Origin of the sequence: Enterovibrio qingdaonensis (assembly GCF_028683135.1) — a bacterium.
In the GTDB taxonomy this organism is placed as follows: domain Bacteria; phylum Pseudomonadota; class Gammaproteobacteria; order Enterobacterales; family Vibrionaceae; genus Enterovibrio; species Enterovibrio qingdaonensis.
This window is the reverse complement of record NZ_JAJUBB010000010.1, coordinates 64,251-88,629: the sequence shown is the minus strand read 5'-3', so window position 1 is coordinate 88,629 and position 24,379 is coordinate 64,251. Positions and strand designations below refer to the sequence as shown.

Genomic DNA, 24,379 nt, shown 5'->3' with positions numbered 1-24,379 from the left:
TGTCGCGAAGAGCCCATTTTTGAGGCTGTAATGTCTGCGACATAGGCGTATAATCAGGTCAAATCAGAGTGTAAAGGCGCATCTCGAGATGCGCTTTTTTAGTTTTAAGAAACGAACGTTAGAATTAGCAGGAGAGACGGCACGTTATGATGGAGCGACTACGCGAAGGCGTTAACAGCCTCGCCGTTAAGATCATCTTAAGCCTTATTATCTTTTCTTTTGTTTTTGCGGGTGTAGGCGGCTATTTAGCCACCGGCTCTGTAGAACCAGCAGCAAAAGTGGGTGATCAAGAAATTAGCCGCAATCAGTTTGAGCAGGCCTACCAGAACGAGCGTCAGCAGATGCAAGCTCAGGCAGGGGACTTCTTCTCAACACTTTTGAGCGACCCTACCTACCTGGCTCAATTCCGCCGCAATGTACTTGACCGTATGGTGAACCAAGCGTTGCTGGATCAACAGGCAACCAAGCTGGGCCTTCGCGTCAGTGATGAGCAGGTAAAACAAGAAATCCGTTCAATGCCTGCGTTTGCAAGCAACGGTATCTTTAACAACGATCAATACCTTGCTGCACTGCGTCGTACCGGTCTGACACCCGATCAATTCGCGGAGTATGTTCGTCAAGATTTGGTTCGTGAGCAGCTGATTTCAGCACTGACGAACAGTGAATTTGCACTGGAAAACGAACTGCAATCAATCTACAAGCTGGAAGGCCAAACGCGTATGGTTCGCACTGTTACGCTGCCGCTTTCAGAGTTTGCTGATAAAGCTGACGTCACTGATGAGCAGAAGAAAGCATACTACGAGCAGAATTCTTCTCAGTTTGTGCGTCCAGAGCAATTCAAGATTTCTTATGTTGAGCTAACGGGCAATAGCATTGCTGACGTTGCAGATGTCACCGAAGAAGAAGCAAAAGCTTACTACGAAGCAAATAAAGCCTCTTACGGTACGGCGGAAAAACGCAAAGTTAGCCATATCATGATCCAAGGTGACGATTCAGCAGCGAAAGAGAAAGCTGAAAGCGTACTGGCGCAACTGAATGCAGGTGCAGACTTCGCGGAATTGGCGAAAACTGAGTCTGACGATACGTTCAGTGCAGAGCAGGGCGGTCAACTGGATTGGTTCGACAAAGGCGTGATGGACCCAGCGTTTGAAGACGCGGCGTTCGCGCTGAAGACCAAAGGCGATGTGTCTGGTGTTGTTCAGTCTGACTTCGGTTTCCATATCATCAAGCTGGACGACGTTAAGCCGTCTGATGCGAAGCCATTTGCAGAAGTGAAAGACGAGATTCTGGTTACGCTGAAGCAACAGCACGCGGCAGAGAAGTTCTATTCTTTGTCAAACGAGCTGGCGGAAAAAGCATTTGAAATGCCAGATAACCTGGATGAAGCGGCTGAGTCTGTAAACGCGAAAGTTGAAAAAACTGACTTTGTGTCGCTGGCTGACTTGCAAGGCTCTCTGGCAACGCCAGTGGTGCAGCAAGCACTGCAGCAGCCTGAAGTCCGTGAAGATGGTTTGAACTCAGACATCATTGAAATTGCGCCAGAGCATGTGATTGTTGTCCGTGTCGATGACTCTCGTCCAGAAATGGTATTGCCTTACGAAGACGTTGAAGCGCAAGTGACGTCACTGCTGAAACGTCAAGAAGGCGAGAAAGCGGCTGAAGCACTGGCTAACACGCTGGTCACTGAGTTGGGTGAAGGCAACGATTCAGGTCTGAAAGCATCAGGCTATGAATTCGGCACTGACACTGAAATCAATCGCGCGTCCACTGAGCGTGAAGTGGCAGAATTGGCATTTACCATGGCGACACCTGCTGAAGGTAAGAGTGAGTTTGGTTTCACTCGTGCGCTAAATGGTGATGTGGTTGTGGTTGCGCTGGATAGCGTGAAAGACCCAGAAGTTGCTGAGATTAGCCTTGAGAGCCAACTGGCTGACCGCGTATCTCGCACCTTGGCGAATACCGATCTGGCGTCTTTGATTGAGCAACTGAAAGCTAACACTGAAGTGACCTACTCATTGGATCAAGCAGAGCAATAAGAGCTACTGTCAGTCCAAAACGCACTTAGTTGTAATTGATAAGTCACACCGACGGGGCGCATTTCGCGCCCCGTCGTTTTTTTATTCCCTCAAATGGTTTTCCTTACCTGACTCATTACCCTTGTTTTCCGTTGGAGCGCGTCTCTAACAACATATCGGATGCATAATTAAACAAGGAAAGTAAAACCATGAAATCATTTCTATCTGCGGCCTTTGTAGCCGTTGTCCTCGCCTTTGCACCTATTAACTTTGTTTCGGCAACGGAGCATGAGGTTGCGGTGAACATTAATACGGCGGATGCAGAAGAGCTGGATAAGTATCTGGATGGTATTGGTAAGAGCAAAGCGCAGGCTATCGTTGATTTCAGAGCGGAAAATGGCGCATTTGAGAGTGTTGACTCCCTGTCTGATGTCAAAGGTATTGGCTCTGCCATCGTAGAGAAGAATCGCGATCGCATAACGCTTTAAACCACGCCATGTGATTGTAACGATGAAGCCGTGTGCTGGGGAGCACGCTCTCCCCGTCTAGCTTTTAGGGTTCCTTTGTACGTCTATCTTTATCGCGTGACCCCTAAGTACGGAAAATTGTCCGGCAAAACTCGGCGTCTAGGCTTGAGAATTAGACGTATCGGCAACAGAATGGAAGTAGACAAACCGTTATCTGGGTGCCAAGGACGTTATGAGTAACAAAACCAGCCACTTTTTCGCTTACCTCGCCAGAATGAAACTTATCTATCGCTGGCCGTTAATGCGCAATGTCTCCAATGAAAATATCTCCGAGCATAGCCTTCAAGTCGCTTTCGTCGCACACGCGCTGGCCTTAATTGAAAACAAGAAGTTTGGTGGCACGTATTCGCCTGAACGCGTTGCACTGCTTGCGATGTTTCATGACTGTAGCGAAGTGCTAACGGGCGACCTGCCTACGCCGATTAAGTACTTCAACCCGGCGATTGCCGATGAGTATAAGAAGATAGAGCAGATTGCAGAAGACAAATTGGTCTCAATGCTGCCTGAAGAGTTTCGCGATGATTATCGCCCGCTAATAGACAGTGACGTGATTGACCCAGACGACTACAGGCTGGTTAAGCAGGCGGATGCGATTTGCGCTTACCTTAAGTGTTTGGAGGAGCTCTCCGCGGGCAATCACGAATTCGAACAAGCCAAACGCCGCTTGGAACAAACCATGGAAGACCGAGGCAGCGAAGCCACGGCCTACTTTATGGAAACCTTTGCGAAGAGTTTTAGCCTGACGTTGGATGAAATCAGCGATGAGTGATTTTTCTGTCGATATGGCGTGGGAAGCGCGCCTTGCGGATGAACACAAGCAGCGTAGAAATGATAAACGTTCTGTGTTCCAACGAGACCGCGCGCGGATCCTTCATTCTGCTGCGTTTCGTCGCCTGCAGGCTAAAACCCAAGTCTTGGGTGCGGAACACAGCGAGTTTTATCGCACGAGACTGACGCACTCTCTGGAAGTGTCCCAAATTGGTACCGGTATTCTGGCGCAGTTAAAAGAGAAGCAGCCGGAGTTTCGCCCTTTGTTACCGTCCACCAGTTTGATGGAAAGCTTGTGCCTTGCTCATGACATTGGTCACCCGCCTTATGGACATGGCGGTGAAATCGCATTGAATTACATGATGCGAAACGACGGTGGTTTTGAGGGCAATGCACAGACATTTCGTATACTGACGCTTCTTGAGCCTTACACGCAGCATGATGGGATGAATTTGGCGCGTCGAACCTTGCTGGGGCTGCTCAAGTATCCGGCGAGGATTGCTGATACACATAAACGCCTTGCAGGGAGTGCTGTCTGTGATTTTCGTCATTTGAAGGCTTCACAGTGGCACCCTGCTAAAGGTATCTATGACGATGACCTGACACGGTTTGATTGGGTATTGGAGCCCTTGTCAGATAACGATAACGCGCTATTTATATCGTTAAAGTCTGAGCCGACAGATCATTTTCACGGTAGAACGGCATGCAAATCCTTGGATTGCTCCATCATGGAGCTGGCTGATGATATTGCGTATGGTGTGCATGATTTAGAAGATGCCATTGTGATGGGGATTGTGAACCGTGACCAATGGCAGGAAGCCGTGGCAAGTCAGATTGCAGAATGTGGCGACCCTTGGCTTGAAGCGAATATAGGCCATTTGAGTGAGCAAATGTTTGGGCCGCATTACGAGCGCAAAGATGCCATTGGTGCCTTGGTGAACACCTTACTGACTGCCATTCAGATAGAACCTTCGGTACAAGACGGGGTGAATCGATTTGATGACCCATTACTGCAATGGAATGCCATGCTGTCCGATACCATGCATCGCGTATTGGATATATTAAAACGCTTCGTCAGTGAGTACGTAGTGCAAAAGCCAGAGCTTCAGGTGATTGAGTACAAAGGTCAGCAATTGGTGATGGAGCTGTTTGATGCCTTTGATGCTGACCCGACACGTTTATTGCCTGTGGCAACCCGAGACGTTTGGCACAAAGACATTGCAGAGGGAAAAAGTGGCCGCCGCGTGATTGCGGATTATATCTCAGCAATGACTGACGGCTATGCACAACGCCTTCATGCCACCATGTTCACAGGCACCAGCCAAGGGCCTTGGTACCCGATTCGTTAACCTGAAGTCTCAGTCTTCTTTGCCATAATGCCGCTCGAATACCCCGGGCGGCATGTGTTTTATCTGAAACTCAATCATGCCATTAAAGGCGTCAAGCAGCGGGGTGAAGCGTTCCGCATCACCTGATAATGCTGCAAGGGCATGGAATCCGGCTTCGACGGTTGAGAGACCGCCTTCTTTCGGTGATTTACGGATGCGATAATTGCCAATTGCGCCTTCATCGAGCATGACACACGGCAAGCGTTGAAGGTTTTTAGAAAGCTGGTACATCTTGAAGGCTTTGCGCCACGTGCCATCGAGCAGAATGACCCCGCGACGTTTTTGGACACCTGACTGCCAATCGCTAATTGGGTGCGCGGTATCTGCTGGATAGAGCAGGGCATAGTCAACGTCACCGCAGCTTAGCAGCGCATTGAGTTGCGTATTGTCAGAAAAATCCTCACCGACAATCAAGGTACAGTTAGGCAGTGATAACGACAAAATGCGGGCGGTGCCAATGGGCTGATTCACTTCAGAAGGGTGCTGTAGAACCACAACGCGGAGGTCGCTATCAATGCGCGTGATGAGACCGCAAATGCAGGCTTTTTTTGCTTTTCCGCATTGTTCGCAATATCGACTGGCTTTCTTATTCATTCCCACGGTACGCTATAACTAAATGAAAATACGATGTTTGGAGACACGCTTGTCCGCTATTCGCATTCTCTGTTTGATTGTGATTGCCACCCTGATTGCTCAAATCCCTGAGATCCAACAACGTCTGGTTTGGGAGCGTGCAGATATCTTATCGGGGCAGTGGTGGCGCATCGTAACAGGAAATCTCATCCATACCAATCTTGCCCATATCGCGATGAACCTTGCAGCACTCGCGGCACTGACGTTTCTTCACCGTCAATATTATCAAATGCGCTCCATGGTGATCATGGTGTGGTGCATGATGGTAGTGATTGGATTGGTTATGTTTCTCAGTCCGTTTGACTGGTATGCCGGTCTTTCCGGTGTACTGCATGGCTTGTTTGTGTGGGGCGTGGTGCGCGACATTCAATACAAAGTCCCGTTAGGCTGGCCGTTACTGGTGGGGGGATTTGCCAAAATGAGCTACGAAGCTTATAGCGGGGGCGATTCTGTTACAGCACAGATGATAGAAGCAGGGGTTGCTTATCAGGCGCACTGGGCGGGGGCGATAGTGGGACTGCTGTTTGCGTTGCTGTGGAAACCGTCAGGTGATGCGCTTGAGGTAAAACAAAAAAAGCTTGGCTGAGCCAAGCTTTTCTCTTTTTCGATGACCGAAACGGTTACTGACGGTAGGTCGTCAGGAAGCGTTCGAAGCGACCAATGGCGGTTTCTAGGTCGTCCACACGCGGCAGTGTCACGATGCGGAAGTGGTCTGGTTTATGCCAGTTAAAGCCAGTACCGTGAACCATCAACACTTTTTCTTGCATCAAGAAATCGAACATCATCTTCTCATCGTCATGAATGCTGTATTTTTTGATATCAATTTTCGGGAATAAATACAGTGCGCCTTTTGGCTTCACACAGCTTACGCCCGGAATTTGGTTCAACAGTTCCCACGCTTTGTCACGCTGCTCAAGCAGACGACCACCCGGCAAGATCAGTTCATTGATACTTTGGTATCCGCCCAGTGCTGTCTGGATAGCATGCTGCATAGGTACGTTTGCGCACAAACGCATAGAGGCCAACATCTCCAAACCTGCAATGTAGCCTTTCGCGATTTGCTTCGGACCAGACAGGATCATCCAGCCTGAGCGGAAACCACATACGCGGTATGACTTAGACAAGCCGCTGAAGGTAACACAGAAGACATCAGGTGCCAGTGAGGCAATAGAGTGATGCTGTGCGCCGTCATACAGAATTTTGTCGTAAATCTCGTCGGCAAAAATGATCAGGTTGTGTTGGCGTGCAATCTCAACGATCTCCAGCAGGAAATCACGGCTATAAACCGCACCAGTTGGGTTGTTCGGGTTGATCAGAACAATACCCTTGGTCTTCGAGGTGATCTTCGCCTTGATGTCGTTCAGATCTGGGTACCAATCTGACTCTTCATCACACATGTAGTGAACGGGATTACCGCCTGACAGCGATACTGCCGCTGTCCACAGTGGGTAGTCTGGAGAAGGCACTAGCAGTTCGTCACCGCTGTTAAGCAGTGCTTGCATCGACATCACGATCAGTTCAGATACGCCGTTACCCAGATAAACGTCTTCCACGTCCAGATCTAGCATGCCGCGTTTTTGGTAGTGCTGAACGACCGCTTTACGCGCTGAGTAAATACCCTTGGAATCGCAATACCCTTGAGAGGTAGGCAGGTTGCGGATCACATCTACCAGAATCTCATCTGGCGCATCGAAGCCAAATGGGGCTGGGTTGCCGATGTTCAGTTTTAGAATTTTATGGCCTTCTTCTTCAAGGCGCTTTGCCTGCTTCATTACCGGACCACGAATGTCGTAACAGACGTTATCCAGCTTTGTCGACATCCCGATTTCTTGCATCATGATTCCCGAGCGTGAATTTTTCGTATTTGCAGTAAATTACACTAACGAAACGGCATTTATAAGTATCTAATAGTAAAATAGAGCCAAAAAGCAGAAAGTTAGTGATTTAATCCTGTTTCACTGGAACATTATGCTAGAACATTCGATTTTCATCAGAATCAATAAGGTTGTAGAATGCCTTTCCAACAGGAAATATTATCGAGTTTGTCGCGAATTAATGTCTGCTGATGCAAATTTCATCAAATCGGTTGCGTTTTGGTCACTTTAGTCAGTCATTAATCTTAGCGTGGGACTTCAGTTGCTGTCGCAGGGCTTAGCGAAGCAGGCATATCTCCAAGGAGTCGGAAGTTTTGCTAACTGGTTGTTAGTTTTAAGCGAGGTTATTTTGACCGATTTAAGCCAAGCGATAGCTCGGTTCATTGAGACCCTATCAACAGCGGCACCAATCAAGAATCGTCTGTCTTTGCCATTTACGTGGCCTGCTGAACTCGATCCTATTGCTTGGTTGGACGCACAACCTATCTTTCCCAAGTTTTACTGGCAGACGCGTGACGGTAACGAAGAAGTTATCGCACTCGGTCAGGTCAAAACCTTTTCAGATCCCGATACCGCCGAACGCTATTTGGCACCTGACCAACGTGTGTGGGGTGGTCGTTCGTTTGACGGTAGAACCGAACGTAATCAACGTTGCTTGCAATCGTTTTTCTTCCTGCCATGCATTGAATTATCCCGACAAGGCGAGAATTGGTCTGTTGCGATCAATTTAAATGAAGAGCCTTTGAGGGCGCAGGCTGCGCTGTCAAAAGTCACGCATAAACCTCAGCACCTTGCTGGCCCTGAGTGCAATATTCTTTCATCGGAGCACTCACCGGCTTTCCCTGAATGGTCGAACATGATCGATCGTGCGCTAACTGCTATCGATGCCACTGAATTGCAAAAAGTGGTGTTGGCACGAAAAACCTCCCTGACGCTTGACCGCTCGTTATCTGCTGCGCAGCTAATGAAAGCCAGTCGCGATCAGAATGTGTCGAATTTTCACTTCTTACTGGCTCTGGACGAAAAGCATTGCTTTGTAGGTTCCACGCCGGAGCGTCTGTTTGAACGACATGAGTGTGAAATGCAAACCGAGGCACTTGCGGGCACGATTGGGCGAGGCAATGATGAACAACATGACGAAGAGCTTGCTCACTGGCTGTTAAACGATCAAAAAAACGTGTACGAAAACCGTTTGGTGGTTGATGACATTACTTCGCGCTTGAAAGGTTGTACTGAAAGCCTTGAGGTGGAGCAGACACCGCACCTTGTTCAATTGCGCAAAGTGCAGCATTTAAAGCGCGACATTTCTGCGGCACTGCATGAAGGTGTACCTAGCGCGGCTTTGCTGGATATGCTGCAACCGACAGCGGCGGTAGCAGGGCTACCAAGGCACCTTGCGGTCGATTTTATCGTTGATAACGAACCGTTTGCTCGTGGTTGGTACAGCGGCTCAGTGGGTTACCTTAGTGCGAAGAAAAGTGAGTTTTGCGTCGCGATACGCAGTGCACTGGTGATGGACAATGTGCTGCATTTGTTTGCCGGTGCAGGCATTGTGCCGGGCTCACAGCCTGAGAGTGAATGGAAAGAGCTAGACCGCAAAGTATCGACGTTAATGAGTTTGCTAAAACCCGTTCCAGAGAAGACGGCGGAGAAAAAATTCGGATGAGCCGATTCATCTTAAAACAATCCACCTTGAATCGTATATGGGCGCGGCTAACGCTGATCTGTTTATATCGGTCAGGTGTTCGTCATATCTGTATCGCGCCGGGATCGCGTTCAACGCCTCTGACGTTAGAAGCTGAAGCTCTCAGCCAAACGCATTCTGATATCACTTTGCACACGCATTTTGATGAGCGAGGGCTGGGTTTTCTCGCGCTGGGCCTCGCGAAAGCCAGTGATGAGGCTGTTGCTGTTATCGTGACATCTGGCACTGCTGTAGCAAACCTTCTTCCTGCCGTCGCTGAAAGCGGATTAACCCGCGAAAAGCTGGTATTGCTGACCGCGGATAGACCGCCTGAATTGATTCAAAACGGCGCAAATCAAGCGATTCAGCAACACCATATTTTTGGTGAGCACGTTTCAGCTGCCCTGCATTTACCGTCGCCAACTGCTTCTATTTCTCCCTCTTGGCTGCTAAGTAGCGTCGATGAAAAATGCCATCATCAGGCTCAAATCGGCGGTAGCTTGCACATTAACTGCCCTTATCCTGAGCCTTTGTATGGTGAGATGGAAGATGCATCCGCTTACCTTTCTCCAGTATCAACATGGTTGGAAAGTGATGCGCGTTACTTAACGTTCACGCAGACTCTACCGAATCTTGAACCTGCGCTTTTAGCGTGGTCAGCATTAAAGCACCAAAAAGGCGTGTTGATTGTTGGTCGAACAGATAGAAAAACGCGCGTTGCTGTGGGGGCGTTAGCGGAGAAGCTAGGCTGGCCATTACTCTGTGACCCTCAAGCGGGGCAAGGGTCCGACTACGCGGGCTTTGATGTATGGCTGCAAAACCCAGCTTGTGCCGAGGTATTAAGCCAGGCAGACGTTATTCTGCAGTTTGGAGCGCGTTTGGTATCCAAGCGTTTGGGGCAATTTCTTGGACAGTTCAGCGGCACCTATTGGTTGATAGATGAACATCCAGGCCGTTTAGACCCCAGCAACATACAATCATTACGTCTTAGTGCTCGCGGTGAGCAAGTTGCTCACACTCTGCTCTCGCACACGCAGGACTCTGACAGTGCGGATTGGGCGGTATCGCTTTATATTGCGAGAAGCACGTATTTTTCGATTATTCAAAAGCAATGCCGTGCACCTGCTGCCTTGACGGAAAAAACGCTGGCAACCGATTTTGTAAACTGGTTGGGGCCTGACTCCGATCTGTTTATCGGCAACAGCATGGCCATTCGTCTCTTGGATATGTGTTGTTCATTGCCTGATGTGGCTGTTTTTGCCAATCGTGGTGCGTCGGGAATTGATGGACTGATTGCAACAGCAAGTGGTGTGCAGCGCGCGCGCCGTCGCCGAATGGTGTGCCTCGTTGGCGATACTTCTGCTTTGTATGATTTAAACAGCTTGGCATTGCTAGCACGCAGCACGTTGCCGCTGGTGCTGATTGTTATTAATAACGATGGTGGCGGCATTTTCGACATGTTGCCTGTGCCAGATGCGAACAAAGACAACTACTACCGCATGCCGCACGGCTTTTCTTTTGAGCATGCCGCACAAATGTTTGCCCTGAACTACATTGCCCCGACTGATTTGTTGGAAGCAAGAGCCGCCTGTTTAGAGGCGCAAGAGCACTGTGGCACCACGCTAATGGAAATCCGTGTGCCAGCGGGTGAGTGCGGGAAGGATTTGAAGGCGTTGTTTGCAGAGATCACGCATGCCAGCCTGTTCTGACATGCTCGCCGCTACGCTGCAAAAACATGAGGACGCCAGCGCACCGACGCTGGTTTTTCTTCATGGATTGCTGGGCTCGCAAAAAGATTGGCAGCCTGTGGTTGATCAACTCTCTTGTCACTATTCGTGTTTAACCCTCGATCTTCCCGGCCATGGCGAGAGCACAGACGTTGACGGCGTTGACTTTGATACTACCTGCCAATTGATTCTCCAGAGTATAAATCTGCATATAAATGGACCGATTTGGTTGATTGGTTACAGCCTCGGGGCGCGTCTTGCGATGTACCTTTCGTCATTTCATGCGCGCTTGTTGCCGACCGCCGCATTCAAGGTGGAGGCCTTGGTGGTGGAAAGTGGTCATACGGGCTTGTCACCACAAGATCGGCCAGCGAGATGGCAACATGATGATAAATGGGCGAAAAGATTCGAGCAGGAACCCATGGGTGACGTGCTTCAAGTTTGGTACGAACAACCGGTATTTTCCTCACTAAATCATGAGCAAAAACAAAGTTTGGTTGCAGTTCGTGGTGGTAACCTCGGAAGCAAAGTAGCCAGCATGCTGCGTGCCACATCGTTATCAAAACAGCCGTTGCTTGGCGAGCCGCTGTGTGAAAGCGGTATTCCTGTTCACTTTATCTGTGGTGAAAGTGACAGCAAATTTTCTGCGTTGGCGTCGCATTCGGGATTTGATTTTCAAATTGTCCCAAACGCCGGACACAATATTCACGCTGAACAGCCCAAGCTGTTTAGCCAGTTGGTGAAACAACTGATAGAAGCAATTTAACTGACGATTTAATGGAATCACTATGGCCAGAACAACAGGTTTAACCGAACAAGAGCTCTATGCACCTGTAGAGTGGAATGATTGCTCAAGCGGTTACGAAGACATTATCTATCAAAAGTCTGTAGACGGTATTGCGCGTATCACCATTAACCGCCCTGAAGTGCGTAATGCATTCCGCCCTCAGACGGTCAAAGAGATGATCAACGCACTGGCTGACGCGCGTTACGATGAAAGCGTGGGTGTAATCGTGCTGACAGGACAAGGTGAACACGCATTCTGTTCTGGCGGCGACCAAAAGATTCGCGGCGACTACGGCGGCTACCGTGATGACGAAGGTACTCACCACTTGAACGTGTTGGACTTCCAACGCCAAATTCGTACTTGTCCGAAACCTGTTATCGCTTCGGTTGCGGGTTATGCCGTGGGTGGTGGTCATGTTCTTCATATGATGTGTGACCTGACAATTGCCGCTGACAATGCGCAGTTTGGCCAGACAGGCCCGAAAGTTGGCTCGTTTGATGGTGGTTGGGGCGCGTCGTACATGGCACGCATCGTGGGTCAGAAGAAAGCACGTGAGATTTGGTTCCTGTGTCGCTTCTATGATGCGCAAGAAGCGTTGGATATGGGCTTGGTTAACCATGTAGTGCCTTACGCCGAGCTTGAGCGCGAAACCGTTCGCTGGTGTCGTGAAGTGCTGCAACACAGCCCAATGGCACTTCGCTGTTTGAAAGCGGCGTTGAACGCGGACTGTGATGGTCAAGCTGGCTTGCAAGAACTGGCGGGTAACGCAACCATGCTGTTCTACATGACAGAAGAAGGTCAGGAAGGTCGTAACGCGTTTAACGAGCGTCGTCGTCCAGACTTCAACAAATTCCTTCGTAACCCTTAAAGACACCAGATATGAAACAGGCTGTTTTATATCGCTATTGTTTGCCGATGGACAGTGGTGTGATTTTACGTCACACCCGTTTGGTGAACAGAGAGGGATTTATCGTTGAGCTGCGTGACGGCGATAAGATTGGACGTGGTGAGATTGCGCCGCTGCCAGAGTTTAGTCGCGAGAACGCGGAGCAAGCGGGTGAGCAGGCAGAACACGCTCTCACTCTCTGGCTACGTGGCGATGCTATCGACGTAGATTCGCTGTATCCGTCCGTTGCGTTTGGTCTTTCAATGGCAATGGCTGAACTGGATGGCGAGGTGCCATCAGAGGGTAACTATCAGGCCGCGCCGCTTTGTAATGGCGACCCCGATGATTTGGTGCAAAAACTGGCAGACATGCCGGGGCAGAAAGTCGCCAAGATTAAAGTGGGCATGTACGAAGCCATTCGCGATGGCATGGTCGTGAACATGTTCCTTGAAGTTATCCCAGACTTGATGCTTCGATTGGATGCGAATCGTCAATGGACGGCCGCAAAAGCCGCGCAGTTTGCGAAGTATGTGCATCCCGCGTATCGCTCGCGTATCGCTTTTCTTGAAGAGCCTTGCCAATCACCTGTCGACAGTCTTGCCTTTGCGCAGGAATCGGGCATTGCATTGGCGTGGGATGAAACGGTGCGTGATGATGGCTTTTCGCTAGAGATGCAAGACGGCTTGAAGGCAATTGTCATCAAACCTACGCTGGTGGGATCGCTGGACAAGGTGAAAGCACTGACAGCGCAAGCGCATCAAATGGGATTAGAGGTGGTGATTAGCTCAAGTCTGGAATCAAGTTTCGGCTTGATGCAGTTGGCGCGAATTGCTCACTGGCTGACGCCAGATTCCATTCCAGGATTGGACACGGTGGACATGTTTGGTGTGCAACTTGAGAACGCGTGGCCGGGCTGCGAACTGTCAGTGATGCCGCTGACCGAATGCGATAAAGCTTGGGAAGCGTCGTGCTAAGTCCGCACAAACTAAATCCGTTCAAAGAATGGCCGTGGCTGCACTGGAATCTAAAGTGTTCGCAGCAAACGGCCATCCTAATCGACAATCATGCCAAAAGCTGGGCAGAGCTTTGTGCCGATATAGACGAGGCTCGCTCAAAACTCCCAACGCCTTTCCCGACATACCTTGCTGTCGAAAGTCAAAATACCTACCAGACGCTAGTAACAATGCTGGCGGCATGGCAAGCGGGTATTCAAACGCTGATGCTAAACCCTGCATTGGGCGAATTCTTGCGCGACGAGTTACTTGCGAATATTGGCATCGAAGCCTATTTATCTCCCGACAATTTGCCCGAGCAACAAGGTGACGTGCTGCCAAGTGCTGAGTTTGATACCTCACGCGTCGTGTCATTGACACTCACATCAGGGTCTACGGGATTACCCAAGGCAGTTGCCCACACTGTGAAAAACCACTTAGCCAGTGCGCAGGGGTTGTTCGAGCTGATGCCGTTTGAGCGGGAAGATTGCTGGTTGCTTTCCTTACCGCTGTTTCATGTATCTGGTCTTGCCATCGTATGGCGTTGGTTATCCAAAGGCGCGGTGCTGAAGATTGCCAATACTCAGGGAGATGCACTGTCTCAAGCACTGGAAGGGGCAACGCATGCGTCTTTAGTGCCGACGCAATTACAGCGGTTGCTCGACAGTGAACGTTCATCGACGTTGCATTCGGTGCTCTTGGGGGGCGCGGTGATCCCGCAGGGTCTGGTGGACAGGGCCGAACAAGCGGGCATTCAGTGCTGGTGTGGCTATGGTATGACAGAAATGGCATCAACCATTACAGCCAAGCGCGCTAATGGCGCATTTTCGGTGGGTAAGCCGATGCAGTATCGTGAGTTGATGCTTTCTGATTGCGCCGAGGTGCTGGTTCGCGGTGAAACACTTTCACCGGGTTATGTGAAGAACGGACAATTGGATCCTATTACCCATGACTGGTTTGCAACGAAAGACAAGGGTGATTGGGAAAATGGCGAACTGAAGATTCTGGGCCGTTTGGATAACATGTTTATTTGCGGTGGCGAGAATGTGCAGCCGGAAATGGTTGAACGTGTATTGGGAAAATACGACGGTATTCACCAGATCTTTATCTTGCCTGTGTCTGATGCAAAATGGGGGCAGGTGCCGGTTGCGATTGTTGATGGCGACGTTGATGCAAAGGCGCTCCTTGCTTGGGCAAAAGAGACCGTTTCTCCTCACCAATGCCCAACGCGTATTTTCTCCTTTCCCCACGACGTGTTAAATGGCGGAATCAAAGTGTCCCGCCGTGCCCTTCAACACTGGCTAGCAAACATCACCTCTTAGCTGTTTCACTTCCTTGAACAAACGCTCAGAGGTAGCGTCTCCCGGCAATATAGGCGAGCCTGCGGATATGACAATGCGCGACCAGAATCTGCATGGTAACTTCAACAATGCTCTGCCACCTTTTCGGCTGAAATAGCTTCCCCACAATCCCTGTAACGCCATTGGAATCACAGGTACTGGCGTTTGTTTAATGATTAAGTCGATGCCGCGCTTAAAGGGGATCATTTCGCCGTCTGAGGTCAGTTGCCCTTCAGGGAAAATGCACACGACTTCACCTGCTTCCAATTGGGATTTGACGTTTGTCAGCGCATGACGAATTGAGCCGCTGCTCAGCGTAATGGGGATGGCGCGACTGGCGCGGAAAAAGTAATTCAGCAGAGGCAGGTTAAAGTAATCCTCATCCATCACAAACCTTATAGGGCGAGGGCACGCGCCTGCGAGTAGCAGCGCATCAACGTAACTGACATGGTTACAGACCAATAATGCCCCGCCGCTTTCAGGAATGTTCTGCAAGTTCTTATGTTTAACGCGATAGAAGGTATGGCTTAGCATCCAAATCATAAAGCGGATGACAAACACGGGAACTTGTTTACCCACATACAGGGCAACCAACAGGTTTAGCAGTGCCAGAACAAAGAAAAAGACTGGAATGCTGATGCCCACCACGCTCAGCAGAACAATGGCGAGCACGGCACTGACCACCATAAACAACGCGTTGTAGATATTATTGGCTGCGATCACCTGTGAACGTTCACTGTCTTTCGCTCTCGCCTGCATGACGGCGTAGAGGGGGACGATAAAAATACCGCCAAAAACGCCGATAAAAAACAAATCAGCAAACACCCACCAAAGCGATGACTGACTAAGGAATGCTATAAAACTATCGGATACAGGGGCCGTGTCCGGCGTGGAGAAAAGTAGCCGTGCGCCGAAAATGGTTAACCCTAGTGCGCCAATGGGCACAATACCGGGTTCGATGCGGTGGCCGGACAATTTGTCGCAAAGAAGCGAGCCAGTCGCGATGCCAAAGGAAAAGAGGGTCAGCAAAAAAGAAACAGAGGCTTCATTGCCGCCAAGGTAGAGTTTGGCGTAGTTAGGAAACTGGGTGAGATAGCTTGCCCCTAAAAACCAAAACCAACTGATCCCCATGATGGCTTGAAGCACAACCTTGTCGTGATGTGCGATACCCAGTGTGGTTTTCATTTGTCGGATTGGCGAGAAGCGAATCGTCAGTGTAGGGTTTCCGGCAGTGGCTGGCGGAATTTTCCTTGCACTCAGGTAGCCAAGCACCGCAAAGAAAACAACAGCGAAAGCGGCAAGCTCTTTGGCATCTTGTTGGTTTGCAATGAGGCCTGCGACCATGGTGCCGATCAAAATGGCTAAGAATGTTCCCGTTTCCACTAAGGCATTGCCGGGGACGAGCTCTTTTGATGTGAGAATTTGTGGCAGTAGGGCGTATTTTACAGGCCCAAAGAATGCCGATTGCGTTCCCATCAAGAACAGCAGAAATAGCAGCACCATGTAGCTTTCATAGATAAATGCGATGGCAGCAAGGCTCATAATGGCAATTTCAATGAGTTTGACGGCGCGAATAAACTGCGACTTTTCGTATTTGTCGGCCAACTCTCCGGCGAACGCGGAGAAAAGGAAAAAAGGGAGAATGAAAAGCCCAGCGGCAAGGTTGATAAATAAGTTAGTGCTTACTCCAAGTGCGCCAGGTGCCGCGAAGGCGACGAGAATGAGCAATACGTTTTTATAAACGTTGTCGTTAAACGCGCCGAGTGCCTGAGTGACAAAATAAGGGAGAAAGCGACGCTGCGTCAAAAGGCCAGATTGTGTTGCCATGAGATCGTCCTATGAATTGCTCATCGTCTGTAAACTGCTGCGTGATGATAGGAGATAAAAATGACGATGTTGGGTTCCATCGTCATATTTGTATTAATACCCAAACAACCTGAAGATGCAGGATTCAGCGAGTTTGACGGGTGTTGTGATCGCGGCGTCCCTTTGCAGTTGTAGCCATCTCCTTCAAAAAGGGACAACAAAGAGCACGACGCCCGCCAACTCGCCCAAAGGGAGGGCTTCAATGCACCCACTTCTTCGTTAAATTCCTCGGAAATAGAATGACTATTCCACGCAAAATTTGCCTCGAATTGAGCGCATTGATGACCTCTGAATTCGAGCATCTTCAGGTTGTTTGGGTATACGTGCTACCCACCCAACTCGAAAGATACGCCGATATCAGGTTGTCGATAAGCTCGCCACCATTAACGGGCGCATCTGTGAACAGTTTGTCATCGACGCTGAGCAGGGTGATACCGTGAACCCCCGCCCAAAGTACGCGGCTTGCCTGAACCACCTCTTCATCGGATTTATTTGGCGAAAGCCTTCTAAGAAGGGCTTCCAGCAACCCTGTCATGCTATGGATACGATCGTTTTGCCAGTCTGGGAGTTTGTCCCCGTCCATGCTGTGCTCAAAAATCAGCTGCCAGCGGTAACGATTCTCCGCAGCAAAGTCGAGATAGAGATGAGCAAGGGCTGACAGTGAGGCTTTTGGATCTGAGGTGGTTGCCAGATTGCGCTCTGCTTGACTGCGCAATTCATCAAGGGCTCTCGCGACAATGTGCAATAGCAAGATGTTATAGCTGCCAAACACATTGACCAAGGTACTCGGGACATAGCCTATCATCGCTGCGATTTTTCGAAGACTGAGAGAGTGGTAGGGTTGAGTCTTGAGGTAATCCTCAACGCAAGTTAGCGTCAATTCTACCAATTCTTCGCGACTATGGTCGTTCCTGCGGGCCATTGAAAAGTACAACCTAGAATAGTGAACATTGTTCGATATTCTAGAAGTGGGTACATAAAAGGGCAAGCAATGCGGGTCTCATAACGAGCAACGCGCCTCTTCTCACCGTGAATATCGGAAAAAGAGGCGCAGCGGTAGGGACAATTAAGAGAAACGCTGGGCGTTCTTAATAGAAACCTGTTCATTCAGCGTCCAGAAGTCATAAATGACGCCGATGAAGAAAAAGCCGAAGGTGAACAGGTAAAGAATACCTGAGAGCCATTTACCCATGTACATCCGATGTACACCAAATACACCTAAAAAGGTGAGTAGAATCCAAGCGACAGAATAATCACATTGTCCACTGTGGAAGCGAAGATCTGCTTCTCTGTCCATGGATGGGATGAGGAAGAGGTCGATGAGCCAGCCAATACCTAGAAGTCCAAAGGTAAATAACCAAATGGTTCCCGTTACAGGCTTACCATAGTAGAAACGGTGGGCTCCGAGGAAACCAAAAATCCACAAGATATAGCCGATTACTTTACTGTGTGTATCATTCATGCGCAGACCCTAAAACAGATGAAACAGCTAGAGTGTAAAGCAAATCATTTGCTAAATTCGCCCCTAGAAGAAGATTTCCTTACGTTTTTTACTAAGTTGTCGCTAAAAAAAGAAAGAGGATAGGGCAAAACAAAATGATTCGTAACATTTTCCCGTCAAACATGGTTTGACATTCAAGTGCGTCAGTCTAGCATGATACTACCTTGTACTCAGTATTCGTCTTGAGCTAGAGTGCAGTAATGGAATGACTTTAAAAGGTTCAGAATGAAACGCTTTTTCTCTCTATTCGCGCTGATGTTTGTGATGGTCGTATCGGCTCCTCACGCAGAAGCGAAGAAATTTGGCGGTGGTAAGTCTTTTGGTAAGAGCTTTAAGACCGCACCTGCGCCGAAATCTCAACCTACAAATACAAACACGATTAACAAACAAAACGATCCTGCGTCTGCGGCAAAGTCTTCTTCTAAGAAGGGACTGATGGGCGGTCTGTTGGGTGGCTTGCTGGCTGGTGGCTTGATTGCAGCTATGTTCGGCGGCGCGTTTGACGGCTTCCAGATGATGGATTTCCTCATCATCGCGGTGATTGCTTTCGTTCTGTTTAAGATTTTTAAAAGCCTTATGGCAGCCAAAAATGGTGCGATAAGCCAGCATAACAAACAAGCGTATGCAGGTGGTCAGCAGCAACAGCCTGAGCAGAAAGGCTACTACCACGAGCAGCCACAGTTCCGTGAATCCGCGACTGCAACGTCTTCAGCGGGTGGTTTTGGTGCCGTAAACAATGATGTGCCGTTTAACTTCCCACCAAACTTTGACATGTCAGCGTTTGTAAACGGTGCACGTGAACACTACCGAATCCTTCAAGGTGCGTGGAACCATAACCAACTTGAAACGATCCAAGAGTACGTGACACCCGAGCTATACAATGATTTGGCGGAAGAGCGTCGTAAGTTGGACGGCGAGCAGCATACAGAAGTGATGTATGTGGATGCGGAGATTGTTCGTGCTGACTACGATGGTAAGCGTGCGCAACTGAGCCTTCAGTTCAGTGGTCGCTACTGTGACCGTCAAGAAGGTGTTGAAGAAGATATTACTGATATCTGGCACCTTGAGCGTGATATGACACGTCCAAACGCACCGTGGCTGATTGCGGGTATTCAAGCGTAATCGACGAGGCTAACTCAACATTCAAAAGCGGCTGATTATTATCAGCCGCTTTTTTTGTTCAATCACACTGAACATACCGTTTCTTTCTGTTGATTAGTTTCGTCTGCTGTTTACAGGTACAGTATTAAATGCCTTGCTAGGGAAGGCTATTAATGGAGATCTGCTGTGTCAACACTTCGCACACCCACTACATTTCTTATCGCTATGGCGTTTATCATGGCGATGACATTTTCTGTTTGGAATGTACTGCTGAATAATTTTGTCGTTGAGCGTGCGGCATTTACAGGACGCGAGATTGGTATTCTACAAAGCCTTCGGGAAGTGCCGGGCTTTCTTGCCTTTACCGCTATTTATTTGCTTCTGTTTATCAAAGAGCAACGCTTCGCGATCCTTTCTTTGTTCATTATGTGTTTTGGTGTTGCCATTACTGGTTGGTTTCCTACCGAGTACGGCCTTTATCTCACAACGATCTTAATGTCCGTTGGTTTTCACTACTTTGAAACGGTCAATCAATCACTGACGCTGCAATGGGTAGATAAAGACAAGAGCGCGCACTTTATGGGACAAGTGCTTGCTTGGAAAGGGGCTGCGAGCCTCGTGGCTTACGGGACCGTTTGGGTAATGATGGAGTTTCTCGATACCCGCTACAATGCCGTGTACATGTTATTCGGTTTGGTTGGGCTGGTGGCTGTCGTGGTTCTTTGGAGCAGCTTTCCCTCTTTTATTTCTCCTCATACTCAAGCCAAGACCCTGATCTTGCGTAAACGCTACTGGTTGTACTACGGGCTTACGTTTTTAAGCGGTGCCCGCAGGCAGATTTTCATTGTGTTCGCGGGTTTTATGATGGTGGAAAAGTTCGGCTATTCAGTAGGAGAAGTGAGCCTGCTGTTCATCATCAATTATTTCTTCAACATGCTGTTTGCCTCCCGAATTGGTGCATGGATTGGCCGCGTTGGAGAAAAACGGGCGTTAACGGTCGAATACATAGGTTTGGCAGCCGTGTTTACGGGCTACGCGTTTGTGGAGAATGCGACAATGGCGGGCGTATTGTATGTTGTCGATCACCTGTTTTTCGCGATGGCGATTGCCATTAAAACCTATTTCCAAAAAATTGCCGATCCCGAGGATATCGCCTCGACCGCTGGTGTAAGCTTCACCATCAATCATATCGCTGCTGTTGTCATACCCGCGGTGATGGGTTTGGTTTGGCTACACTCACCAAGTGCAGTCTTCCTTTTCGGGACTGCGCTTGCTCTGAGCTCGTTAACACTGGCGAGAATGGTCCCGCTTACGCCAGAGGCGGGCAATGAAGTAGAACGCTGGGGATCTAAGCCGACTGAGGATGTGGGCTAAATCAAATTTCCAGTCATAACTTGCTGTTTTTCTAGCACGTATTAACCTGTTCTTGATCTCGGCACAGATTACCGTACGCCTGAAGGGCTATATTCTTATCAAACAGAAAGAAACAGCGGAGGCAATATGCCATTTACTTCTGAATTGATTGATGAAATGAACGTGTTGGTAAAGTTTTCTTTGTCATCGGAATTGACGGGCATTAAGGTTCATAGCGATGCAGATCCACTACTTGTTGCTGCTACTGAACGCTTGTATGACAAAAAGCTTGTGACGGCGAAAGACGGCGGGTATTTGACTGCGATTGGTCGTGATGCCGTGGAGCATGCCAAGGAAGCATTGAGGATTCTGAAATCCACACATTGATTATTACGGACAAAGAAAAGGGAGCCTAAGGCTCCCTTTTTTGATGTTGTGTTTTTATTTTTGATTACCAGACATCTTTGTCGATATCGCGGTCGAGTTTAGGGAACTTCTTACGGTCGAATGTTGGTTCTTTACCCGCTTTAACTTGCGACTCGTAGTCTTTGAGTAGCGCAATAACGATACCTGACAGGGCGAGTACCGCGATAAGGTTGATGATGGCCATCATACCCATCGACAGGTCTGCAAATGCCCAAACTGTTGGTAGGTCAACAACCGCACCGATAACGACCATTGCCAGTACAGCGGCACGGTAGATGTTGATAGCGACTTTGCTCTTGAAGATGTATTCGATGTTCGACTCACCGTACGAGTAATTAGCAATCAGCGAGGTGAATGCGAACAACAAGATAGCAATGGCGATAAAGCCTGCACCCCAAGGGCCTACTTCCTGAACCAGTGCTGCCTGCGTCAGTGCAATACCGGTTAATTCGCTGTTTGGATCCAGCATACCTGACAGCAGGATAATCGCAGCTGTAGCAGTACAGATTACGATGGTGTCAATGAACACACCCAGCATCTGAACGTAACCTTGAGCCACTGGGTGGTTAGGGCTAGTTGTTGCAGTTGCTGCTGCGTTAGGCGCAGAACCCATACCTGCTTCATTCGAGAACAGACCGCGCTTGATACCTTGCATCATTGCCGCACCCAGTGCACCACCCGCCGCTTGTTCGAAGCCTAGCGCGCTGCCAATAATGGTCGCGAAGACATCTGGTAACAAAGTGATGTTGATAGCGATAACGTAAAGCGCAACCAGCAAGTAACCAATCGCCATAAATGGCACGATTAGTTCTGCCGCACGCGCAACAGAACGCATGCCGCCAAAGATAATTGGAGCCGTTGCAAGAGCAAGGATGATACCTACCCAGGTGTTATCTGTGCCAAAGGCTGTGTTCATTGCTGCTGCAATAGAGTTTGATTGAACACCGTTGAAGGCCAGACCAAACGCGACGATCAAACAGATTGCAAACGCGATACCTAACCAACGTTGACCCAAGCCTTTTTCGATGTAGTAAGCCGGACCACCACGGAAGGTGTTGTCTTTGTGATTGATTTTGTACGCCTGTGCGAGCGTTGACTCTGCAAAGCTGGTGGACATACCAACAAGGGCGGTTACCCACATCCAGAATACGGCACCTGGGCCACCTAGATAGATTGCCACTGCCACACCGGCCATGTTACCGGTACCTACGCGTGCTGCTAGGCTGGTACTAAATGCTTGGAAAGAAGAGATACCACCATCGGCACCTTCACGGCTACCTTTGATGAGTTGAAACATGTGCCCAAACGAGCGGAATTGCAGGAAACCGGTACGAAAAGTGAAATACAGACCCGCGCCGATCAAAAGATAAACAAGTACGCTTCCCCACAATAAGCCATTCCCGGCATCGACAAAGGAAACAAATAGTTCTTTTAGTTCCGTCATAACAAACTCTACTGTCGTCAAAATAAAAGAAGCAGTTGAGCGAGTAAGGAGGCGACAAACGATCTGAAACTTCCTTATTCAGCTCTCTGCCTTGGGTGAAAACCACCCTGGCGACGCTTCCGTGCAGAGATCAATGGCCAGTATGCGTGCAAGGATTTCTCCTCGCTGTCTCCAATTCCATTTGAGTTTTCTCCTACGGCCAGTTTCTTAATTGGCGAAGAGCCAGACTAAGAAAAACGGCAGGATAATACTTCAAAAATGTGGAATGGGCATCTTATAATTTGTCTGATTGGCTATTTATTAGACGAATGAAATATAAAAAGCAATTCAAGGCAACAGAAAATGCCAGTCAAATTAACATGAACGAAATGATTTTAAAGAGGAAAACGATTGCGGCGCGCTTTTGTTAGCTTATTCTGACGAGGAGTCGGAATTTGGGCTATCTTCACGGATTTTTCGCTCGAGATCCTGTTTCACCATGTTCAAGGCACTCAGTGCAGTGCGTGGATCAATCTCATTGCTCTCCAGCAAATAGATTAAATCCACTGCGAGTTTTACATCCTCTGGGGCGTTTTCAAGTCCGTTGTTACTCATTGTCTATTTTCCAGGTTGTAGGGTAGTAAGTGTTGATCGCCGCGCGAATGAGTTCCGCATGTAACGGAACCAACTGGGCATGGTCGGAGCGGTAGCCTCCGCCGATCACGGCAGCAACAGGGATCTGATGGTCCAAACAGGCCTCAAAAACGGCAGTATCTCGTTTGGCAATGCCTTCGTGACAAACCGCCAGATAGCCCAACTCATCATCACGGTGGATGTCGACACCGGCATCATAGATCACCATGTCAGGTTGATGCTGTGCGAGTGCAAGGCGCAAGCACGGTAAAAAGGCATCTAAATAGTCGTCGGAACCTGTGTCTATCTGAAGCGGCAGATCGATATCTGAGTCTGGTTTACGAGAGGGAAAGTTTTTCTCGCAGTGGACCGACAGCGTAATGATGTCAGAACGGTTTGCCGTCAGACTGGCGGTGCCATCACCGTGGTGAACATCACAATCTACGATAAGCACTTTATCAATGCCTTCACTCTTTAAGGCATGGTTGGCTGCCAACACGAGATCATTAAACAAGCAAAACCCGCTACCAAAATCATAGTGAGCGTGATGGTAACCACCAGTAAGGTGAATTGCGACGCCTTGTTCTAGGGCGAGATCCACCGTTAATGTGGTGCCTCCGAGAGATGTCAGGCTTCGTGTAAGCAGTGCATCACTCCAAGGAAATCCGATACGCCGCATTTTGACTAACGGGATGGCTCCTGTAAGGAGTGCATCGACGTACTCTGGTGCATGGATCTCTTTGAGCTCAACGCTATTAAGCATTGAAGGGACATGCGTGGTTACAGGCCAAAGATTGTCAGTAATGTAGTCCTTCAACAACCGGTACTTTGAAAGGGGGTAGCGGTGGCCATCAGGAATTGGGAAATCTGAGTAAATCGGGTGATAAACGACAGGTAGCATCAGCCTTTCTTTTCCCTAAACGCGATGCGAGATTCAATGTTTTTCTTTGCTTCTCGGCAGCGAGAAAGGCGTTTTTCTGTGGTCAGCAAATGTTTTTGAGCAGCCTGCTGTTCAGCAAGTGTTTCACAGCGACCGAGTTTCGATTCCGCATCCCGAACCATATCAGATAAACGTCGTTCCCAATCCTGATGCTGTGCCAAATCTTGATAAAGCTGACTGATTGACGAACGTGTTTTGGGGACAAACGTTTTTTCCTTGGCGCGGACTGACACGGTTGCCACTTCTCGTTGAAGCGCACTCAATTGATTGATCAATTTGTCACAAAGGTGCGCAGCACGTAGATTGGAGAGCCTTCCGCTCTCCTTTTCACGCTCGAGCGTGTCTACTACGCCTTTTGCCTCAGCCACACATGGACTTAATAAGCGCGACAAGCAAGAGAAAAGACGCTCGTCAAACAAAGGCTTTGCGCCTTCGCCACGTCGTCTGTCAATGTCTGCTGCCTTGGTTGCCAGTGACTGCAACTCGGCCTTTAATTGGGTTAAATCCATGAGGTC

The 24,379-nt window shown here is 49.0% G+C and carries 23 protein-coding genes; 14 read left to right on the top strand and 9 right to left on the bottom strand.

What is annotated here, in order from left to right:
- Window positions 1-146: 146 nt before the first annotated feature.
- The 4 genes from ppiD to LRP49_RS14720 all read left to right on the top strand — a co-directional run bounded on the left by ppiD (window position 147) and on the right by LRP49_RS14720 (window position 4,659).
- Entirely contained in the window at window positions 147-2,036 is a 1,890-nt protein-coding gene (ppiD, locus tag LRP49_RS14735; protein ID WP_274143065.1) for a peptidylprolyl isomerase, read from the top strand.
- 188 nt (window positions 2,037-2,224) lie between these two features.
- Complete coding sequence (locus tag LRP49_RS14730) at window positions 2,225-2,503, top strand: ComEA family DNA-binding protein (protein WP_274143064.1); 279 nt, start codon at window positions 2,225-2,227, stop codon at window positions 2,501-2,503.
- A 211-nt stretch (window positions 2,504-2,714) separates the two neighbouring features.
- Window positions 2,715-3,311, top strand: coding sequence for a 5'-deoxynucleotidase (yfbR, locus tag LRP49_RS14725; protein WP_274143063.1), 597 nt, complete (start codon window positions 2,715-2,717; stop codon window positions 3,309-3,311).
- Window positions 3,292-4,659 (top strand): anti-phage deoxyguanosine triphosphatase, encoded by a 1,368-nt coding sequence (locus tag LRP49_RS14720; protein WP_274143062.1) that lies wholly within the window; start codon window positions 3,292-3,294, stop codon window positions 4,657-4,659. The genes yfbR and LRP49_RS14720 overlap by 20 nt, the downstream gene beginning before the upstream one ends.
- A gap of 9 nt (window positions 4,660-4,668) precedes the next feature.
- Here the strand turns inward: LRP49_RS14720 and LRP49_RS14715 are convergent, their stop codons facing one another.
- Window positions 4,669-5,292 (bottom strand): tRNA-uridine aminocarboxypropyltransferase, encoded by a 624-nt coding sequence (locus tag LRP49_RS14715; RefSeq protein ID WP_274143061.1) that lies wholly within the window; start codon window positions 5,290-5,292, stop codon window positions 4,669-4,671.
- Window positions 5,293-5,341: 49 nt separating this feature from the next.
- On the opposite strand from LRP49_RS14715, the gene rrtA reads away from it, so the two are divergent.
- Complete coding sequence (gene rrtA / locus LRP49_RS14710; protein ID WP_274143060.1) at window positions 5,342-5,917, top strand: rhombosortase; 576 nt, start codon at window positions 5,342-5,344, stop codon at window positions 5,915-5,917.
- 34 nt (window positions 5,918-5,951) lie between these two features.
- On the opposite strand, the gene LRP49_RS14705 is transcribed toward rrtA, so the two are convergent.
- Window positions 5,952-7,166, bottom strand: coding sequence for a pyridoxal phosphate-dependent aminotransferase (locus tag LRP49_RS14705; RefSeq protein ID WP_274143146.1), 1,215 nt, complete (start codon window positions 7,164-7,166; stop codon window positions 5,952-5,954).
- Window positions 7,167-7,554: 388 nt separating this feature from the next.
- Between LRP49_RS14705 and LRP49_RS14700 the strand changes: the two genes are divergently transcribed.
- From LRP49_RS14700 to menE, 6 genes are read left to right on the top strand one after another with little or no spacing between them, the layout of a single operon-like run.
- The gene (locus LRP49_RS14700) at window positions 7,555-8,871 is read left to right on the top strand and encodes an isochorismate synthase (protein ID WP_274143059.1); all 1,317 of its coding nucleotides are present in this window, start codon (window positions 7,555-7,557) and stop codon (window positions 8,869-8,871) included.
- Window positions 8,868-10,598 carry a 2-succinyl-5-enolpyruvyl-6-hydroxy-3-cyclohexene-1-carboxylic-acid synthase gene (gene menD / locus LRP49_RS14695; RefSeq protein ID WP_274143145.1) on the top strand — a complete coding sequence of 577 codons (1,731 nt, stop codon included), beginning with the start codon at window positions 8,868-8,870 and terminating at the stop codon, window positions 10,596-10,598. The genes LRP49_RS14700 and menD overlap by 4 nt, the downstream gene beginning before the upstream one ends.
- On the top strand, window positions 10,582-11,382 hold the full coding sequence (gene menH / locus LRP49_RS14690) for a 2-succinyl-6-hydroxy-2,4-cyclohexadiene-1-carboxylate synthase (protein WP_274143058.1): 801 nt from the start codon (window positions 10,582-10,584) through the stop codon (window positions 11,380-11,382). Before menD ends, menH begins: the two co-directional genes overlap by 17 nt.
- 22 nt (window positions 11,383-11,404) lie before the next feature.
- On the top strand, window positions 11,405-12,271 hold the full coding sequence (gene menB, locus LRP49_RS14685) for a 1,4-dihydroxy-2-naphthoyl-CoA synthase (protein WP_274143057.1): 867 nt from the start codon (window positions 11,405-11,407) through the stop codon (window positions 12,269-12,271).
- A gap of 11 nt (window positions 12,272-12,282) precedes the next feature.
- Entirely contained in the window at window positions 12,283-13,263 is a 981-nt protein-coding gene (menC, locus tag LRP49_RS14680) for an o-succinylbenzoate synthase (protein WP_274143056.1), read from the top strand.
- Window positions 13,257-14,603 carry an o-succinylbenzoate--CoA ligase gene (gene menE / locus LRP49_RS14675; protein WP_274143055.1) on the top strand — a complete coding sequence of 449 codons (1,347 nt, stop codon included), beginning with the start codon at window positions 13,257-13,259 and terminating at the stop codon, window positions 14,601-14,603. The genes menC and menE overlap by 7 nt, the downstream gene beginning before the upstream one ends.
- On the opposite strand, the gene LRP49_RS14670 is transcribed toward menE, so the two are convergent.
- The 3 genes from LRP49_RS14670 to LRP49_RS14660 form a co-directional block, all read right to left on the bottom strand.
- A complete protein-coding gene (locus LRP49_RS14670) occupies window positions 14,583-16,448 on the bottom strand; it encodes an MFS transporter (protein WP_274143054.1) in 1,866 nt (621 codons plus the stop codon). The genes menE and LRP49_RS14670 overlap by 21 nt on opposite strands.
- 343 nt (window positions 16,449-16,791) lie before the next feature.
- Window positions 16,792-17,409: a TetR/AcrR family transcriptional regulator gene (locus LRP49_RS14665; RefSeq protein WP_274143053.1), complete on the bottom strand. Its 618-nt coding sequence runs from the start codon at window positions 17,407-17,409 to the stop codon at window positions 16,792-16,794.
- 144 nt (window positions 17,410-17,553) lie between these two features.
- Window positions 17,554-17,949: an NINE protein gene (locus tag LRP49_RS14660; protein ID WP_274143052.1), complete on the bottom strand. Its 396-nt coding sequence runs from the start codon at window positions 17,947-17,949 to the stop codon at window positions 17,554-17,556.
- Between the two features lie 264 nt (window positions 17,950-18,213).
- On the opposite strand from LRP49_RS14660, the gene LRP49_RS14655 reads away from it, so the two are divergent.
- The 3 genes from LRP49_RS14655 to LRP49_RS14645 all read left to right on the top strand — a co-directional run bounded on the left by LRP49_RS14655 (window position 18,214) and on the right by LRP49_RS14645 (window position 20,829).
- Window positions 18,214-19,110 (top strand): Tim44 domain-containing protein, encoded by an 897-nt coding sequence (locus tag LRP49_RS14655; RefSeq protein WP_274143051.1) that lies wholly within the window; start codon window positions 18,214-18,216, stop codon window positions 19,108-19,110.
- Between the two features lie 204 nt (window positions 19,111-19,314).
- Complete coding sequence (locus tag LRP49_RS14650) at window positions 19,315-20,463, top strand: MFS transporter (RefSeq protein ID WP_337992952.1); 1,149 nt, start codon at window positions 19,315-19,317, stop codon at window positions 20,461-20,463.
- A gap of 126 nt (window positions 20,464-20,589) precedes the next feature.
- A complete protein-coding gene (locus LRP49_RS14645; protein WP_274143050.1) occupies window positions 20,590-20,829 on the top strand; it encodes a TIGR02647 family protein in 240 nt (79 codons plus the stop codon).
- Between the two features lie 64 nt (window positions 20,830-20,893).
- Here the strand turns inward: LRP49_RS14645 and LRP49_RS14640 are convergent, their stop codons facing one another.
- The 4 genes from LRP49_RS14640 to priC form a co-directional block, all read right to left on the bottom strand.
- Complete coding sequence (locus LRP49_RS14640; protein ID WP_274143049.1) at window positions 20,894-22,312, bottom strand: alanine/glycine:cation symporter family protein; 1,419 nt, start codon at window positions 22,310-22,312, stop codon at window positions 20,894-20,896.
- A gap of 411 nt (window positions 22,313-22,723) precedes the next feature.
- Window positions 22,724-22,906, bottom strand: a complete 183-nt coding sequence (gene rsmS, locus LRP49_RS14635) for a pleiotropic regulatory protein RsmS (protein WP_274143048.1) — start codon at window positions 22,904-22,906, stop codon at window positions 22,724-22,726.
- Window positions 22,899-23,825: a histone deacetylase family protein gene (locus tag LRP49_RS14630; RefSeq protein WP_274143047.1), complete on the bottom strand. Its 927-nt coding sequence runs from the start codon at window positions 23,823-23,825 to the stop codon at window positions 22,899-22,901. Before LRP49_RS14630 ends, rsmS begins: the two co-directional genes overlap by 8 nt.
- A complete protein-coding gene (gene priC, locus LRP49_RS14625; protein ID WP_274143046.1) occupies window positions 23,825-24,373 on the bottom strand; it encodes a primosomal replication protein in 549 nt (182 codons plus the stop codon). The genes LRP49_RS14630 and priC overlap by 1 nt, the downstream gene beginning before the upstream one ends.
- Between the last annotated feature and the right edge of the window lie 6 nt (window positions 24,374-24,379).

Coding starts and splice junctions, on each gene's coding strand:
- ppiD (WP_274143065.1), top strand. CDS start 147: ATGATGGAGCGACTACGCGAAGGCGTTAACAGCCTCGCCGTTAAGATC.
- LRP49_RS14730 (WP_274143064.1), top strand. CDS start 2,225: ATGAAATCATTTCTATCTGCGGCCTTTGTAGCCGTTGTCCTCGCCTTT.
- yfbR (WP_274143063.1), top strand. CDS start 2,715: ATGAGTAACAAAACCAGCCACTTTTTCGCTTACCTCGCCAGAATGAAA.
- LRP49_RS14720 (WP_274143062.1), top strand. CDS start 3,292: ATGAAATCAGCGATGAGTGATTTTTCTGTCGATATGGCGTGGGAAGCG.
- LRP49_RS14715 (WP_274143061.1), bottom strand. CDS start 5,292: ATGAATAAGAAAGCCAGTCGATATTGCGAACAATGCGGAAAAGCAAAA.
- LRP49_RS14705 (WP_274143146.1), bottom strand. CDS start 7,166: ATGCAAGAAATCGGGATGTCGACAAAGCTGGATAACGTCTGTTACGAC.
- menD (WP_274143145.1), top strand. CDS start 8,868: ATGAGCCGATTCATCTTAAAACAATCCACCTTGAATCGTATATGGGCG.
- menH (WP_274143058.1), top strand. CDS start 10,582: ATGCCAGCCTGTTCTGACATGCTCGCCGCTACGCTGCAAAAACATGAG.
- menB (WP_274143057.1), top strand. CDS start 11,405: ATGGCCAGAACAACAGGTTTAACCGAACAAGAGCTCTATGCACCTGTA.
- menC (WP_274143056.1), top strand. CDS start 12,283: ATGAAACAGGCTGTTTTATATCGCTATTGTTTGCCGATGGACAGTGGT.
- LRP49_RS14670 (WP_274143054.1), bottom strand. CDS start 16,448: ATGGCAACACAATCTGGCCTTTTGACGCAGCGTCGCTTTCTCCCTTAT.
- LRP49_RS14665 (WP_274143053.1), bottom strand. CDS start 17,409: ATGGCCCGCAGGAACGACCATAGTCGCGAAGAATTGGTAGAATTGACG.
- LRP49_RS14660 (WP_274143052.1), bottom strand. CDS start 17,949: ATGAATGATACACACAGTAAAGTAATCGGCTATATCTTGTGGATTTTT.
- LRP49_RS14655 (WP_274143051.1), top strand. CDS start 18,214: ATGAAACGCTTTTTCTCTCTATTCGCGCTGATGTTTGTGATGGTCGTA.
- LRP49_RS14650 (WP_337992952.1), top strand. CDS start 19,315: ATGGCGTTTATCATGGCGATGACATTTTCTGTTTGGAATGTACTGCTG.
- LRP49_RS14645 (WP_274143050.1), top strand. CDS start 20,590: ATGCCATTTACTTCTGAATTGATTGATGAAATGAACGTGTTGGTAAAG.
- LRP49_RS14640 (WP_274143049.1), bottom strand. CDS start 22,312: ATGACGGAACTAAAAGAACTATTTGTTTCCTTTGTCGATGCCGGGAAT.
- rsmS (WP_274143048.1), bottom strand. CDS start 22,906: ATGAGTAACAACGGACTTGAAAACGCCCCAGAGGATGTAAAACTCGCA.
- LRP49_RS14630 (WP_274143047.1), bottom strand. CDS start 23,825: ATGCTACCTGTCGTTTATCACCCGATTTACTCAGATTTCCCAATTCCT.
- priC (WP_274143046.1), bottom strand. CDS start 24,373: ATGGATTTAACCCAATTAAAGGCCGAGTTGCAGTCACTGGCAACCAAG.